Raw genomic sequence first — 14,833 nt, forward strand, 5'->3', positions numbered from 1 at the left:
CCGGGATTGGGCGGCATGCCGTAGACCGGATGATGGGAGAATCTAGGAATGAACCTGAAGACCGTGTTGCTCGCTGGCACGGTGCTGGGCGTGGCTTTCGCCGCCGCCGGCGCCTCCGCTGCAGAGACCAAGAAGTCGAACGCCGCCTCCGCCACTGCCGCCGCCGCTGCCACCCCGCTGGCCACCCAGGCGCAGATCGACGCGCTGAACAAGCAGATCCAGGCGCTGCAGGCGCAGTTGCAGGCGATCTCGGCCCAGACCGACGCCGCCAACAAGGCCGCCGCTGAGTCCAAGGCCGCCGCCGAGAAGGCCGCCACCTCGGCCACCGCCGCCACGGCGAACCTGCCCAGCATCACCTTCCCCAACGGCGTGCCGACCTTCACGTCCGCGGACAAGGCGTTCAGCTTCCAGCCCGTCGGCCGTATCCACCTGGATTACGGCTACAACTTCCAGGATGCCAAGAACCCCGACAACCGGGCCAACAAGGACATCACCGACGGCTTCAACTTCCGTCGCGCCTACCTCGGCTTCGCCGGCAAGGCCTTCAACGACTTCACCTACAACGTGACGGCCGACTTCCCCGGCCGCTTCAACCAGTCCGGCCGCCTGCAGACCGCGCAGCTGACCTACACCGGCTACAAGGGCTGGCTGATCGACGTTGGCGCCATGCAGCCAGCCTTCACCTTCGAAGACAGCATCAGCTCCAACGACATCGGCCTGCTGGAGCGTCCAGGCATCAACAACGTCGTCACCGGCCTGATCGCCAGCGAAGGCCGCCTGTCGGCCGGCGTGCGCACCTTCGGCGACAACTACTTCGCCGACGTCTACCTGACCGGTGCCAGCGTCAACACCAGCCCGTTCGGCAGCACCACCGTGCTGACCAGCACCGGTGGCGCGACCGCCTCGGTCACCTCCAGCGCCGTGACCGGCGTGGCCGACGACCAGAAGGCCGCCTTCGCCCGCGCCGCGTTCCGTCCGATTAACGATGAGCACACCATCGTCCACATCGGCGCCGACGTCGGTTACATGTACGCCCCGCCGCAGACCAACGGCGTGAACGCCGCCGGTTCGCACGTGCTGGCCCTGTCCGAGCGTCCGGAAAACCGCTACGGCGGCCTCGGCTCCATCCTGAACACCGGCAACATCAACGCCGACAGCGTCGCCATCTACGGCGGCGAACTGGCCGCCCGCTACGACAGCTTCTGGGCCCAGGGCGAAGGCTACCAGATCGACGTGAAGCGCCGTAAGGACCTGTCAGCGGCCACCAACGACCCGAGCTTCTTCGGCTACTACGCCGAAGCCGGCTGGGTCCTGACCGGCCAGAAGCGCAACTACGTCGCCAACCAGGGCGCCTTCAGCTCCCCGACGGTGGACAAGCCCCTGAACCCCGGTGCCGGCCAGTGGGGCACCTGGGAAGCCGTGGCGCGCTACAGCTTCCTGAACCTGAACTCCGACACCTGGGCCACCAACACCGCCAACCGCGTGCGCGGCGGCCAGCAGGAAGTGTGGACCCTGGGCCTGAACTGGTACATGACCAGCAACGTCCGCTTCATGCTGGACTACCAGTTCATCGACCTGAAGAAGTACTCGTCCGCCACCAACAACACCCAGGTGGGCGACAACTGGCAGTCCCTGGGCGGCCGCGTCCAGTTCACGTTCTAAGGTGGCCTCCCTTCGGGGAAGACATCTGTTCCAGGGAAACCCCGCCGGTCCGCCGGCGGGGTTTTTCTTTGCCTGCGACACTTGCGCACGGGGGGCAGTCAGACGGAACACATCTTCCCCTATGGTGATCGCGGAAAATTGTCATAGTTCGGTTATAGAAACGAATGTCAGTGTTTAGGTTGCGCCCCGGCGGATGCTGGGCCAAAACGGCCTGTGGCGTGATGCCGGATCGAGAGCCGGATCGAGAGGACGAAGTGCGATGCATGAGGGGCGCGGCGGCATGAACCCGCAGGACGACAACGCGGCACAGCCGGCGCGGGACGCGCAGCAGGACGACCCCATCGCCGCCGTGCTGGCGGCCGAGGCGGAAGAGTTGGCCGACATCGACCTGGGTGATGAAGGCGGCGACGATGACGGCCTCGATGGCACGGAGGAAGAGCCCGGACTGGACGGCGGCCCGCCATCGGATGGCACGGCGCCCGCCGGCGGCAAGCGCGTGGCCTGCGGCGTCACGGGCAAGCTGCGCCCCAAGCGCGATCTGATCAGCCTGGACACCCTGCGCCCCAGCCTGGCCGTGCGCATCCGCCGCGACCACCCCGGCCTGCCGCCCGACGCCCTGGTCAGCCGCGGCGTGGTCGCCCGCTATCGCTCCCTGTATGTCGAGGAACTGCTGCAGCAGGAAAAGGGCGAACTGACGGAACTGGATCGCCAGGTCGCGGAAAGCATCGCCACCCACGAGACCCTGGCCGAGAACATCGAGGAAGGCTACGCCGAGGAGCGTACCCTGGGTGAGCGCATGTCGGACCATCTGGCCAGCTTCGGCGGCAGCTGGACCTTCATCCTCACCTTCGGCGGCTTCCTGATCGTCTGGATGATCATCAGCAGCTTCCAAGGGGATAAGTCTTTCGATCCCTACCCCTTCATCCTGCTTAACCTGATCCTGTCCTGCCTGGCCGCCATCCAGGCGCCCATCATCATGATGAGCCAGAAAAGGCAGGAGGCGAAGGATCGCCTGCGGTCAGAGAACGACTACCGCGTCAACCTCAAGGCGGAGCTGGAGATCCGGCACCTGCACGAAAAAATTGATTATCTTATCCAGCGGCAGTGGAAGCGGCTCACCGAGATTCAGCAGCTGCAACTGGAGATTATGCAGGAAAAACGCTATCGTCGCTGATACATCTATCTCTTTTGGGCGGCGTTCCGGCTATTCCTGGCTAGCTAACGCGGGGTGGATACGCGAAAGGGCTAAAGCGACCGGACACAAGTGAGGGTTGTCTAATGGTCCAAAAGAGCCAATATTAAGCACTCCGATCTAGTTGCATCTGCGTCGGAGGTTTGGATCATGGCCACCCATGATGTTCTGGTGATAGACCCGAGTACCCTGTTCCGTCAGGGCTTAAGACAACTGCTGCCGCAGGATTTTCGCGTGGTTTCCGAAGCACGCGATGTCGAAGCGGCCCGGGCGGAGCTGTCCGCCCCCACACCAAATGATATATCCAGTGCCAAGCCGTCCGGCCGTGGCATCGCCCTGGTCCTGTTCGACGTGACGGACGCGGGGGAGTTCCGGGCGGCGGCCAGCCAGCTGCACAGCCTGTTCCCCGAGGCCCGCCTGGTCTACCTGACCAACGGGTTCGATGCACCCCGCCTGCGCATGGCGCTGGAGGCCGGCATTGACGGCTACCTGACCAAGGACCGCTCTTCCAACGCGCTGATCCAGTCGCTGCACCTGGTCATGCTGGGCGAGAAGGTGTTCCCGTCCGACCTGGCCCTATTGCTGACCCAGCAGAACCATGCCGGCAGCGTCGGTGCCGGCAGCCCGCATAAGGGCCTGTCGATGCGGGAAACGCAGATCCTGCGGGCCCTGGTCAAGGGTGAGAGCAACAAGGTGATCGCCAACGGCCTGCACATCACCGAGGCGACGGTGAAGGTCCACCTGAAGAGCCTGCTGCGCAAGATCAACTGCAACAACCGCACCCAGGCCGCCATCTGGGCGCTGAACAACGGCCTGACGGAAGCGACCCCAACAGCGGGCGCGGCCTGAAAGGGACCACCGGACCAGGGGTAACACGCCCGCTGGAATCCGATTCAGACCTTGGAAACTACCGGGGGCGCATCGCCGGCCCCCCTGAAGCCCGCGCGATTTCAAGCGGGCCGCAATCGGCGGGACCAAGAAAAAGGCCGCTGTCCCAGGCAGGGGACGGCGGCCTTTTCTTTCGCGGGTCCTGGATCGGCTACGCCACCGCCAGAACCCGCTGGCGGCGCAGGGCGACGCTGTAGAACACCGCCCCCGCCAGCACCAGCAGCGCCACCTGGCCGCCGAAATAGGCGAAGGGCGACAGACGGTCATAGAGCTGGACGTACAGGCCCCCCACCATGTCGCCGGCGAAAACCGTGAGATAGAACACGGCCGTGATGGACGACTTCAGCCGGGCCGGCGCCTCCATATAGGCCCATTGCAGGCCGATCATGCTGATGCACAGCTCACCGAAACCCAGAACGATGTTGGACATCAACATGAACCAGATGCTGACCGGATGATCCTTGGTGGCCAGCAACCCGGCCAGCGCCATGATGGCGATGGACAGGCCGGTGATGCCGAAGCCCACGAACACCTTGGTGCGCGCCGGGGTCAGCATGCCCCGGCGGCGGTCCACCCACCCCCAGAAGGTGTTGAAGATGGGGGTCAGCAGGATGATCATCAGCGGGTTGACCGCCTGGAGCTGGTCCGGCGTCAGGTCGAAGCCGAAGGGCCACAGGTTCAGGTCGAGGTAGTCACGGGCGAAGAACACCCAGGTCGTGGCCGTCTGGTCATAGGCCATCCAGAACACCAGGATCATGGGGAAGCCCAGCAGCATACGCACCAGGCGCGTGCGTTCCTCCGGCGTCATGCCGGCGGCGGGCTGGCCGGCCTTGGCGCGGGCCGCGGCGCGGTCGGCGGCGTTTTCCTGCGGGTAGAAGCGCTTGCCGGCGGCGAATACCACCAGGGCCACCGTCATCAGGGCCGCCGGCAGCATCAGCGCCACCTGGTAGCCCGCCTTGTCGCGCACCCAGGGCAGCGCGTAGGAGGTGACGAAGCCGCCGATGTTGATGGCCAAGTAGAAGTAGCTGAAGGCCTTGTCCATCAGGGCTTCCTTGCCCTGCTCCTGGTACATGCGGGCCATCATGGGGCTGACGTTGGGTTTGATGGCGCCCGCCCCCATGGCCAGCATCGCCAGGCTGGCGTACAGCATCCACGGGCTGCTGGCGAAGCCCAGGACCACCTGCCCGAAGATGTAGGGGAACGAGAAAAAGATGATGGTGGGATAACGGCCCAGCCAACGGTCGGCGATGACGCCGCCGATGAGGGGCAAGGCGTAGCAGGACGCCATGAAAATCTGGATGACGGTGGCCGCGTCGCTGTCCGAGAAGCCCTGCTGCGAGGTGATGTAGAGCGCCAGCAAGGTCCGCATGCCGTAGTAGCAGGCGCGCTCGGCCAACTCACCCCAGAAGACGAACCAGAAACCCACCGGATGCCGAACGCGTGCCGTGACCTGTGCCTGCATGCCCAAATCCTTGGAAAAATTGGTGCCTATCCCGCGGCCCCCCTGCGGAACGGGCGCGCCCGGACATCCCGAACCGGGATGCGGCGGCCTGCCCATTCACGCCCGCGCTGCCCTCTCGCCGTCGGCCCCACCCCGTCGGGTTCCCCTGGGGCCGTCACGGCGGATATGCCCACCTGTTGTCCATCATGGTCGCCGCACCCCACCGGGGCCGGCGCCGTTGTTAGCCTGCTTCGTTAGGGGAATCGCGCCCGCGACACAAGCCGGGAATCACAAAACGACAACGCATCAAAAAATTTAAGCGGGTGTCGCCCAAGCCGGCGCCACCCCGGCAAGCCCACGCCGCCCTTGCCGTCCAGCAATGGCGGGCGAGACCGCCGTGGTTCCGGAACAGCACGGACTGAGGCAAAGTGTAGCGCCAGCATAAACGGGGGATCCCATATTCCCCTTTCGCTGGCTGTGTGCCTTTTGATTGTCTTGTGCGGTGCGAGAGCGCCCTGTTAATTGGCGGGGATGATGGTTGCCTTGGATGCCGACGCGCGCAGCGATGCCCGCCACCGTAGCTTGGACCTGCCCGTGGCGACGGTGCTGGGCCTTCTCGCCTTGGCGGTGGTCCTGGCCCCGCTGTTCTTCGTGCTGGTCCCGCCGCTGACGGATTACGCCAACCATCGGGCGCGCATGGACATCATTGCGCACCTGGGGCAGGAACCCCTGCTGCAGCGCTTCTACGCCATCGACTGGCAAGTCATTCCCAACCTGGCCATGGACCTGGTGACGCCGCCCATGGTCAAGGTCGTGGGCGTGTTCATCGCCGGCAAGCTGTTCATCGCCGCCATCATCGTCAGCATCGTCACCGGCACCTGGGCCCTGCACCGTGCCTTGCACCGGACGGAGCATGGCCCCGGCGGCGCCAACGCGCTGCTGGCCATGGCGTTCATGTACAACGGCATTTTCCTGCTGGGCTTCACCAACTTCCTGTTCGGCATCGGCCTGGCGCTGTGGGGCACGGCCATTCGGCTGTCGCTGCGCCGCCGGTCGCACCTGCAACGCCTGGCGGCCTCCACCGCCACGGTGCTGGTGCTGTTCGTCTGCCATCTGTTCGCCGTCGGCCTCTACGGCATGGCCATCTTCTGCCTGGAGGCGCCGGGCCTGCTGCGTCGGCCGTGGCGGCAGGCGCTGCGCCACCTGGGCCTGATGGGCCTACCCTTCCTGGTGGTCCTGCCCCTGCTGGCGGCCAGCCCGACGATGGGCCTGGCCGACCAGATGGTATGGAGCTGGGTGGGCAAGGGCGAGGGCTTGCGCTTCCTGGTCACCACCTTCCACGAGAATTGGGAGGTGCCGCTGGGCCTGGCGGGCCTGGGCGTGGTCGCCGCCTTGCTGGCCACCCGGCGCATGCACCTGCACGCCGCCGGCTGGATGCTGCTGGCCACCGGCGCCGTGACCTACATCGCCATGCCCACCATCCTGTTCGGCTCGGCCTATGCCGACGAACGGCTGCCGGTTGCGCTGCTGTTCCTGGGTCTGGGCTTCGTACGATTCGACTTCCGCAGCCGCCTGGGCCGCATGATCGCCCTGGCCGCCATCCTGGCCATCATCGTGGCCCGCAGCGTGGTCATGATCGGCGACTGGCTGCCCCTGAGCCAGGTCTACAAGGACATGCGCGCGTCCATGGCGGCGGTGGAGCCCGGGTCCACCATCCTGGTGGCGGAGGCGACGGTGCCCACGGGCGACGTCAACTTCAACGCCGCCTTCAGCCATGCGCCCTGCCTGGCCATCATTGATCGCCAGAGCCTGGTCAGCACCGCCTTCAGCGTGGCCGGCAAGCAGATCCTGACCGTGAAGCCCGCCTATACCGAGCGCGTGGACCGCGAGGACGGCGACCCGCCCAGCACGGGCGAAATGGTGAAGGCCGTGACCAATCCCCTGCCCCCCGGCACCTATTTCTGGCAGGACTGGCAGCGGGACTATGACTACGTCATCGTCCTGAACACCGAGGCCGGACATCGGGAGTTGACGGGCCTGGCCGACCTGGTTCATGAGGGCAAGGGGTTCCAGCTCTACCGCGTGTTGCACGACGCGATGCCGGCCCCCGCCCCCTGACGAGTCCGCCCGGGAACGGGGCGCCGGTCGCGGGGGCGCCCGCCACCAACCGCACCGGACATCCGATGGATCCCTGGACCTGGGCCTTGCTGATCGGCGCCGCCTTCGCGGCCGGCGTTCTTAACGCCGTCGCCGGCGGCGGCAGTTTCCTAGGCTTCCCCGCCCTGGTCTTCGCCGGCTTGCCCCCGGTGACGGCCAACGCCACCAACACCGTGGCCCTGTTTCCCGGATCATTCGCCAGCGTCTACGCCTACCGGCGGGAGTTCCAGCCCATCCAGGGCGTGGGCATGGTGCCCATGGTGGCCGTCAGCCTGGTGGGCAGCGTGGCCGGCGCCCTGCTGCTGCTGTGGACACCCGAGAGCGTGTTCGTGGCCCTGGTACCCTGGCTGCTGCTGATGGCCACCTTGGTCTTCGCCTTCGGCCGCCGCTTGGCCGGCCTGTTGCAGGACAGCGTGCGCCTGACACCCACGGCCCTGCTGTGCTGCCAGTTCGTCATTGCCATTTATGGCGGCTATTACGGCGGCGGCGTGGGCATCCTGTCCATGGCGGCCATGACCCTGTTCGGCCTGCGCGACATGCACGCCATGAACGCGTGGAAAACCCTGCTGAGCGGCAGCCTGAACGCCATCGCGACGGTGACCTTCGCCCTCAGCGGTCGCGTGGTCTGGGCCCCCGCCCTGGTCATGATGGTCTCCGCCATCGCCGGCGGCTATCTGGGCGCCGCCGTGGCCCGCCGGCTGCCTGGCGACTATGTCCGCCGCTTCGTCATTGTCACCGGCGTGGCGATGACGCTGTATTTCTTCGGGAAGACTTACCTTTAAAGGCCGCCAGGCAAGTAAAGGCCGCCAGGCAAGGGCCCACGGCTTGTAAGGCGGGCCGGTCTTGCGGAACGATCAATGCCCGGCCTGACCCTCGGCCAGCTGGGCGGGGCTGACGGGCGCGGCCTTGGCCTCGTCCGTCGTCGCATCGGGTGCCGCGCGCAGCGCCACCAGGGTCAGGAAGGCGGACACCACCACCAGTACCGCCAAGTCAAGGCCCCGGTCGTTCAGACGACGCGTCAGGCTGATGATGAGGCGGGTCATGGGCGGGATCCCCGGCGACGCCGGAGAAGGTTCCGGCAGTGCTGATACGGGCGGGCTGCCGCAACCTTGCGCTTTAAAAACCGCGCACTGATAAAAAGACAGCCGCGCCGCCCTGGGGTGCCCAGACTGAATCCCCAAGGCCAACGCGGCCGCCCATCGGGGGCTCTGGGAGAACCACCCCCTTCCCTTGGGCCCGGGACCACACCCCCATCATGGCGCCCTGCGCGATCACAGGGGCGCCTGCCACCCTGTCAGCGGCCGGATAAGAGCGTGTGGTGTCGTCCCGATGCCATAGGCGCGATCCCTATCCCTGGTTCTTTTTCGCCGGGGCGGGCGCATCGCCACAACCCCAGGTCGATTGATTGCATAATTACTGATTGAGACAACGCTGTCAAGAGCGGCATAGCAGGCTGCGGATGGCGTCGCGTCACAGCGGCGAGACAGGTTTTGTCAGGTCAGGGAGAGGGCGCCGGCGGCTTCCAGGGCCGCCGCCTTGTCCTCAAGCCCATCCTCGCGCAGGTCGACGGGAATGGCCTTGGAGGTTTTGGCGCCCATGTCCTTCAGCTGTTCCACTTGGCGCACCAGATTGCCGGTGCCGGTGCTCAGCTTGGTCATGGCGCCGCTGTAGCTTTTCTGCACGCGGTCCAGCTGGGTGCCCAGGCTGCGCATGTCCTCCAGGAAGCCGACGAACTTGTCGTACAGCTTGCCGGCGCGGTCGGCGATGGCCTCGGCGTTGCGGTTGCGGCGTTCCACCTGCCAGACGTTGGCCACGGTGCGCAGCGCCACCATCAGGGTGGTGGGGGTGGCGATGGCCACGTTCATGTCGGCGGCGTAGGCCGTCAGGGCCGGATCCTCCTGCACCGCCACCGCCAGGGCCCCCTCGATGGGCACGAACATCAGGACGTAATCCAAGCCGCTGCCCACGGCGCCGGTATAATCCTTGGACCCCAAGGTCTTGATGTGGGTGCGCAGGGAAACGACGTGGCGCGCCAGCGCCGCCATGCGCGCCACCTCATCCTCCGCGTTCACGTGCGCCTCGAACGCGGTCAGCGACACCTTGGCGTCGATCACCACCCGCTGGCCGCCCGGCAGGTTCACCACCACGTCGGGACGCAGGCGGCCGCCATCGGCGTCCGTACGGCTTTCCTGGGTCACATACTCCTCGCCCTCGCGCAGGCCGGAGCGTTCCAGGATGGTGGACAGGATCATTTCACCCCAGGCGCCCTGGGTCTGGGCCTTGCCCTTCAGCGCCTGGGTCAGGTTGTGCGTCTCGCTGGTCATGCGGGCGCTGGTGTCGGTCAACTGACGGATCTGCTGCGCCAGCGCCGCGCGGTCCTTGGCGCTTTCCGTATGGGCCAATTGCAGGCCCTGCTGGAACTCCACCATGCGATCGCGCAAGGGCGCCAGCAGGCCGTCCAGCTGGGTGCGGTTCTGCTTGGCGAAGGTCTCGCCATGCCGGGTCATCACCTCATCGGCCAGGACCTTGAACTCCTTGGCCATGGTCTCGCGCGCCTGGGTCAGCAGGGCCATCTTCTCTTCCGCCTGCCGCAGTTCGCGCGCCAGCGCCTCCTTGGACGCCGCCAGCGCCTGGCTGAGGCGGGCCCCCTCCTCCCGCACCGTGGCCAGGTCGCGCTCCAGCAACGGCACGCGCGAGGCCCGCTCGCCCTCCACCGCCAGGCGGCGGTCGGCCTCGGCCTTGGCCACGCGCAGGTCGGCCAGGTCGGCCTCCAGCATCGCCAGCCGCTCCCCTTGCGCCGCACGGGCGCCCGCCCCCGCCACGCGGGCGGCGACCAGGGCCACGACCAGCGCCGCGACGAAACCAAGGGCCAATGAGGCAAGATCGAGGGACATGGGGACGCGTCCTGCTCAAGAAACGGTGGGTCTTGCGAGATAGAACCACATTTTATAGCAGGAAAGGAACAAAACAGGGACAAAAAGAAGGCGGACATCGCTGCCCGCCCCCTTTGGTCCTCAATGCCGGCTCAGTGATCGCTCACGGCGCCGGATAGGGGCTCTTGCCGCCCTCGGCGATGAAGCGGTCGATGCGGGCCTCCAGCACCGGCAGCGGCACGCCGCCCAGCTTCAGCACCGTGTCGTGGAAGTTGCGCAGGTCGAACTTCTGGCCCAGCGCCTTCTCCGCCTTGGCCCGGGCCTTCAGGATGGCCATCTCGCCCAGGTAATAGGACAGGGCCTGCCCCGGCCAGGCGATGTAGCGGTCAACCTCGGTCTCGATTTCGTGATCGGCCAGGGCGGTGTTGTCGTGCAGGTACTGCTGCGCCTGCTCGCGGGTCCAGCCCTTGGCATGGATGCCGGTATCGACAACCAAGCGAGCGGCGCGCCACATTTGATAGCTCAGCATGCCGAAGCGCTCATAGGGCGTCTCGTACATGCCCATCTCGTCGCCCAGCTTCTCGCAGTACAGGGCCCAACCTTCGCCGAAGGCGGAGATGTAGACCTTCTGCCGGAACTCCGGCTGGTCCTTCTGTTCCGCCGCGATGGGCATCTGGAAGGCGTGGCCCGGCGCCGACTCATGCAGGGTGAGGGCCGGCAGGGCGTACAGGCCGCGCGACGGCAGGTCGTAGGTGTTGACCAGGTACACGCCCGGGCCACCGCGGCCGGAGGTGTAGAAGGGCGCGATATCCGCCGGCACCGGGATGATGGCGAAGCGCGAGCGCGGCAGGTAGCCGAAGTACTGGTCCGCCTTGCCGTCGAACTTCTTGGCGATCCAGGCCGCCCGCATCAGCAGCTCTTCCGGGGTCTTGGCGTAGAACTGGGGATCGGTGCGCAGGAACTTCAGGAAGGCGGGGAAGTCCCCCTGGAAGTTGGCTTGCTTCATCACGTCCAGCATCTGGGCGTGGATCTTCGCCACCTCCTCCAGGCCGATCTTGTGAATCTGGTCCGCCGTCAGATCGACGGTGGCGAACTCCTTGATCTTGGACTGGTAGTAGGCCTTGCCGTCGGGCAGGGACTCCGCCGCCAGCTCGGTGCGGGCGCCGGGGATGTATTCCTCGCGCATGAACTTCAACAGGGCCTGGTGGGCCGGCACCACCGACTTGGCGATGGCGGCCACGGCGGCGGCGCGCAGTTCCGCCTGGGTCGCGGCCGGAATGGTGTCCGGCATCGTCTTGAAGGGCGTGTAGTAGACGTTGTCTTCCGGCGTCTTGGCCTCGACCACGTTCACGATGCCGCTGTCGCGGCCGGTCAGCGTCACCTTGGGCGGCGTGAAGCCACGCTTCAGGCCGGCGCGCATGTTCACGATCTGCTCGCCGAAATAGCGCGGCATATCGTTCAATTGGCCGATGAAGGCCTTGTATTCCGCCACCGTGTGGAAGGGCTTGCGCGCCCCGCCGGCCATGTTGGACCAGAACGAGCTGTCGGCGTTCAGCGGCTTCTCATAGTCCTTGAACTTCTGGCTGTTCAGCAGAACCGTCACCTGATCGCGGTAGATGCTGAAATCCACCTGCGCCTCGGGCGACAGGTCGGCCTGGGGGACGGCCGCCAGTTCCTTCAGGACGCCTTCCCAGACCTTCTGCCGCTTTTCCTGGGTGGCGGCGTCCACCTTGGGCAGATGGCCGGCGACGGTGTCCGTGCTGTCCTCGTCATCCTCGCCCTTGAACTCCTCCTGACGCCATTTCCATTCCTTGGTGTAGATCGCCTTGAACTGGGCGTCGGCCTTGCCGGCCGTGGCGGCCGCCGCCGCGTGGGCCGCGCCGATGACAGGGGCGGTCGCGGTGACCTGGCCAACAGTCAGGACACCGGCGAACAGGGCGGTGCCGACCAGCAGGCGGGCGGCCAAACGTCTTGAAGGCAAGCGGTACATCAGATAGGCGCTCCCTGAGAGGCTGACGCTGCGACGACGCGGCACCCGAAGACGGGTCCCGCGGAATAGCCGGTTTCCGGCTCGAAGCGGACGACGACGGTGGACTTGCCCGCCGTCAGGTTGGCGGGGATGGGGTATTCCACATCAAAGAACTCACCCGGCCGCTCCGCGTCCAGCTTTTGCGTGGCGATACGGGTGCCGTCGACCAGGATGTGGAACAGGCGCTTGCGCTCATCGCCCCAGTACGTGGCCTGCAACACCATGGCGCCGGCACGAACCTTGGCCTTGAACTCGAAGAAGCCGCCGGTGCGGGCGTCGCGGCCGTTCCGGCCCCGGTAGGTCACGGGGTAGGAGATCTTGGCCTCCAGCCCATGGTCGCGTTCCGGCTGCATCTCACCCAGGTGCATGACATCAACGGAGCGCGCCTGGATGTCGCGCTGATGTGCCGCCTCCTGCGCCAGAGCCGCCTCCGCCGTCTTCCACTGCGCCTCAGTATAGCGCTTGAAGTAGACGGCCGTGCGCCGGGTGTACTGCTGGTAGAAGGGTTTGAACTCCATGTCGCCCGGGCGGCCGATACCGGTGGTGCGCCACACCAGGGCATCGGGCGTCGCCCGCTGGAAGCCGTCCAGGACGGAGGCCGAGACCAAGGCGGGCGCCGGGCCCTGGAAGGCGTCGGAGACAGGCGTGGGCTGGGGCGAGCCGGTGGGCGCCTCGCTCTTGGGCGCGGCGCCCAGGTCGGCGGCCAGCACCAGCGGGCCATGCAGGAAGGCCACGGTGTCGGCATCGTCGTTGGTGGATTCCAGGCGCAGGGCCATGGGCAGGCGCAGGGCGACGGCGTCGCCCGCCTTCCATTCCCGCCGCACGACGGCGTAGCCGTTTTGCAGCGCCAAGTCCTGCGGCTTGCCGTTCACCGCCAGGGTGGCGCCGGTGCACCAGGCCGGGATGCGTAAGCTGACCGCGAAGGTGGCGGGACGCTTCAACGCCTTTAGCGTCAGCAGCACCGTCTCAGCTTCCGGATAGCGGGTGTCGAGGTCGATCACCGCCCCCCGCTCAGGCCACGTGAGGGTGGAGGGGATGTAGAGATTGACCGCCAAATCCTCCACGCCGCGCCGCCAGTAGACGCTTTCGCCATGCTTGGCATGGCTTTCCATGCCGGTGCCGACGCAACACCAGAAATCTTCCGTGGGCGTGGAGAACTCCCGCGCCGAGCCGGACATCAGCGGCGTCATGTAGGTGAACATGCCGGTGGCCGGGTTCTGCTGCGCCAGCACATGGTTCAGGTGCGCGCGCTCATAGAAGTCGAAGTAGTGCGCGTCGGCCTGGCGGGCATACAGCAGGCGGGTCAGCTTCAGCATGTTGTAGCTGTTGCAGCCCTCGCAGGTCTGTTCGGTGATGTGGCGGGAAATGCTGCGCGGTTCCTGGAAATACTCCCGGTCCGCGTTGCCGCCGATGACATAGGAATGGTTGGTGGTGACCGTCTGCCAGAAGAAGGCGGAGGCCTTGGCGTGCCGCTCCGACCCCGTCAGCTCCGCCAGGCGGGCCAGGCCGATCAGCTTGGGAATCTGGGTGTTGGCGTGGATGTTGGCCAGCTCATCCCGGCCTTCCGACAGGGGCACCAGCACCTTGGCATGGTAGAGGCGCTCGGCCAGCAGCAGCCAGCGCCGGTCGCCGGTGCGGGCGTACAGCTCGGCGAAGCTCTCGTTGATGCCGCCATGCTCGCAGTCCAGCACCTTCTGGACCTGCTCGTCATTCAGGTGGCTGAACACCTCGTCGATGTAGCCGCCCAGCTTGACGCCCACATCCAGGGCCTGGGTGTTGCCGCACGGGGTCTGGGCGTCGAAAAGGCCGGTGTAAAGCTTGTGCCAGTTGTACAGCGGCACCCAGCAGCCGTTGAGGTCGAAGCCGGCGGAGCGGATCTCGCCGCGCCGCAGCTCATCGAACACGACCTTGCCGTCCTCGACGATGTCGCCGCGCTTGCGGGTGAAGCCGGCGACATAGCCGTCGCCCTGGGCCTTCTGGCAGTCCGCCAGCTCGGCCACGATATAGTCCACCCGCCGCTTGCACTCGGCATCGCCGGTCTGGGCATGCATCAGGGACAGCGCGCTCAAGTAGTGACCCAGGGTGTGGCCGGCGATGGTATCGCCCTCCCAACCGCCGTAGGCTTCGCCCTTGGGCTGCAGGCCGGCGCCGCTGCGGAAGTTGTGCAGCAGGCGATCGGCCTCGAGGCTGTGCAGATAGGCCAGGTTGGCGTCCACCGCCGCCTTGAAGGGCGATGGCTTCAGCCGCACCGCCGACAGGGGGAAAGGTTGGGCGGTGCCGGTGTTGAGCGCCGGCACCAGGGGGGTGGCCACCGCCGGCACGGCCATCAGGGCCGCGGCCGAGGCGGCACCGCGCAGGATGGTGCGCCGGGACACCGTTTGCCCGGACGGGGCGCTGCAGGTTGCCATGGGGCTGTCTCCCAGATCGCGCGCCATACGTTAAGCCCCCGTGTTCTTGATTTTTATACCTTGGGTCAGCGCGCAAACGCGCCGGATCGCTGGCGAGGACGCCAGCGGAGCAAAGGGACCCAACTGCCAAGCTATTTTGGGATATTGTATACGATGATGCATCTGAGAGAACTAAGCCTCCAG

Annotated in this window: 10 protein-coding genes; 5 read left to right on the forward strand and 5 right to left on the reverse strand. The window is 66.5% G+C overall.

Translation table 11 applies throughout. The features are described from left to right. Nucleotides 1-48: 48 nt before the first annotated feature. The 3 genes from FBZ89_RS27740 (at nt 49) to FBZ89_RS27750 (ending at nt 3,703) form a co-directional block, all read left to right on the forward strand. Nucleotides 49-1,662, forward strand: a complete 1,614-nt coding sequence (locus tag FBZ89_RS27740) for an OprO/OprP family phosphate-selective porin (protein WP_145754063.1) — start codon at nt 49-51, stop codon at nt 1,660-1,662. A gap of 259 nt (nt 1,663-1,921) precedes the next feature. Then, the gene (locus tag FBZ89_RS27745; protein ID WP_246172770.1) at nt 1,922-2,836 is read left to right on the forward strand and encodes a DUF1003 domain-containing protein; all 915 of its coding nucleotides are present in this window, start codon (nt 1,922-1,924) and stop codon (nt 2,834-2,836) included. A 168-nt stretch (nt 2,837-3,004) separates the two neighbouring features. Next, complete coding sequence (locus FBZ89_RS27750; protein ID WP_145754064.1) at nt 3,005-3,703, forward strand: LuxR C-terminal-related transcriptional regulator; 699 nt, start codon at nt 3,005-3,007, stop codon at nt 3,701-3,703. A 190-nt stretch (nt 3,704-3,893) separates the two neighbouring features. Here the strand turns inward: FBZ89_RS27750 and FBZ89_RS27755 are convergent, their stop codons facing one another. Next, nucleotides 3,894-5,204: a peptide MFS transporter gene (locus FBZ89_RS27755; protein ID WP_186457621.1), complete on the reverse strand. Its 1,311-nt coding sequence runs from the start codon at nt 5,202-5,204 to the stop codon at nt 3,894-3,896. Between the two features lie 522 nt (nt 5,205-5,726). Here FBZ89_RS27755 and FBZ89_RS27760 point away from each other — a divergent pair. Both FBZ89_RS27760 and FBZ89_RS27765 read left to right on the forward strand, forming a co-directional pair. Next, nucleotides 5,727-7,301, forward strand: coding sequence for a hypothetical protein (locus FBZ89_RS27760; protein ID WP_145754068.1), 1,575 nt, complete (start codon nt 5,727-5,729; stop codon nt 7,299-7,301). A gap of 65 nt (nt 7,302-7,366) precedes the next feature. After that, nucleotides 7,367-8,122, forward strand: coding sequence for a sulfite exporter TauE/SafE family protein (locus tag FBZ89_RS27765; protein ID WP_145754069.1), 756 nt, complete (start codon nt 7,367-7,369; stop codon nt 8,120-8,122). 72 nt (nt 8,123-8,194) lie between these two features. Here FBZ89_RS27765 and FBZ89_RS27770 read toward each other — a convergent pair whose 3' ends face one another. From FBZ89_RS27770 to FBZ89_RS27785, 4 genes are all read right to left on the reverse strand, one after another. Next, entirely contained in the window at nt 8,195-8,383 is a 189-nt protein-coding gene (locus FBZ89_RS27770; protein ID WP_145754071.1) for a hypothetical protein, read from the reverse strand. A gap of 450 nt (nt 8,384-8,833) precedes the next feature. After that, nucleotides 8,834-10,234 carry a DNA recombination protein RmuC gene (locus tag FBZ89_RS27775; RefSeq protein ID WP_145754073.1) on the reverse strand — a complete coding sequence of 467 codons (1,401 nt, stop codon included), beginning with the start codon at nt 10,232-10,234 and terminating at the stop codon, nt 8,834-8,836. Between the two features lie 142 nt (nt 10,235-10,376). After that, nucleotides 10,377-12,203 carry a DUF885 domain-containing protein gene (locus FBZ89_RS27780; protein WP_246172773.1) on the reverse strand — a complete coding sequence of 609 codons (1,827 nt, stop codon included), beginning with the start codon at nt 12,201-12,203 and terminating at the stop codon, nt 10,377-10,379. Continuing rightward, the gene (locus FBZ89_RS27785) at nt 12,203-14,650 is read right to left on the reverse strand and encodes a glycoside hydrolase family 127 protein (RefSeq protein WP_186457622.1); all 2,448 of its coding nucleotides are present in this window, start codon (nt 14,648-14,650) and stop codon (nt 12,203-12,205) included. Before FBZ89_RS27785 ends, FBZ89_RS27780 begins: the two co-directional genes overlap by 1 nt. Nucleotides 14,651-14,833: the final 183 nt, after the last annotated feature.

The sequence above is a fragment of the Nitrospirillum amazonense genome, assembly GCF_007828045.1.
GTDB lineage: Bacteria > Pseudomonadota > Alphaproteobacteria > Azospirillales > Azospirillaceae > Nitrospirillum > Nitrospirillum amazonense_C.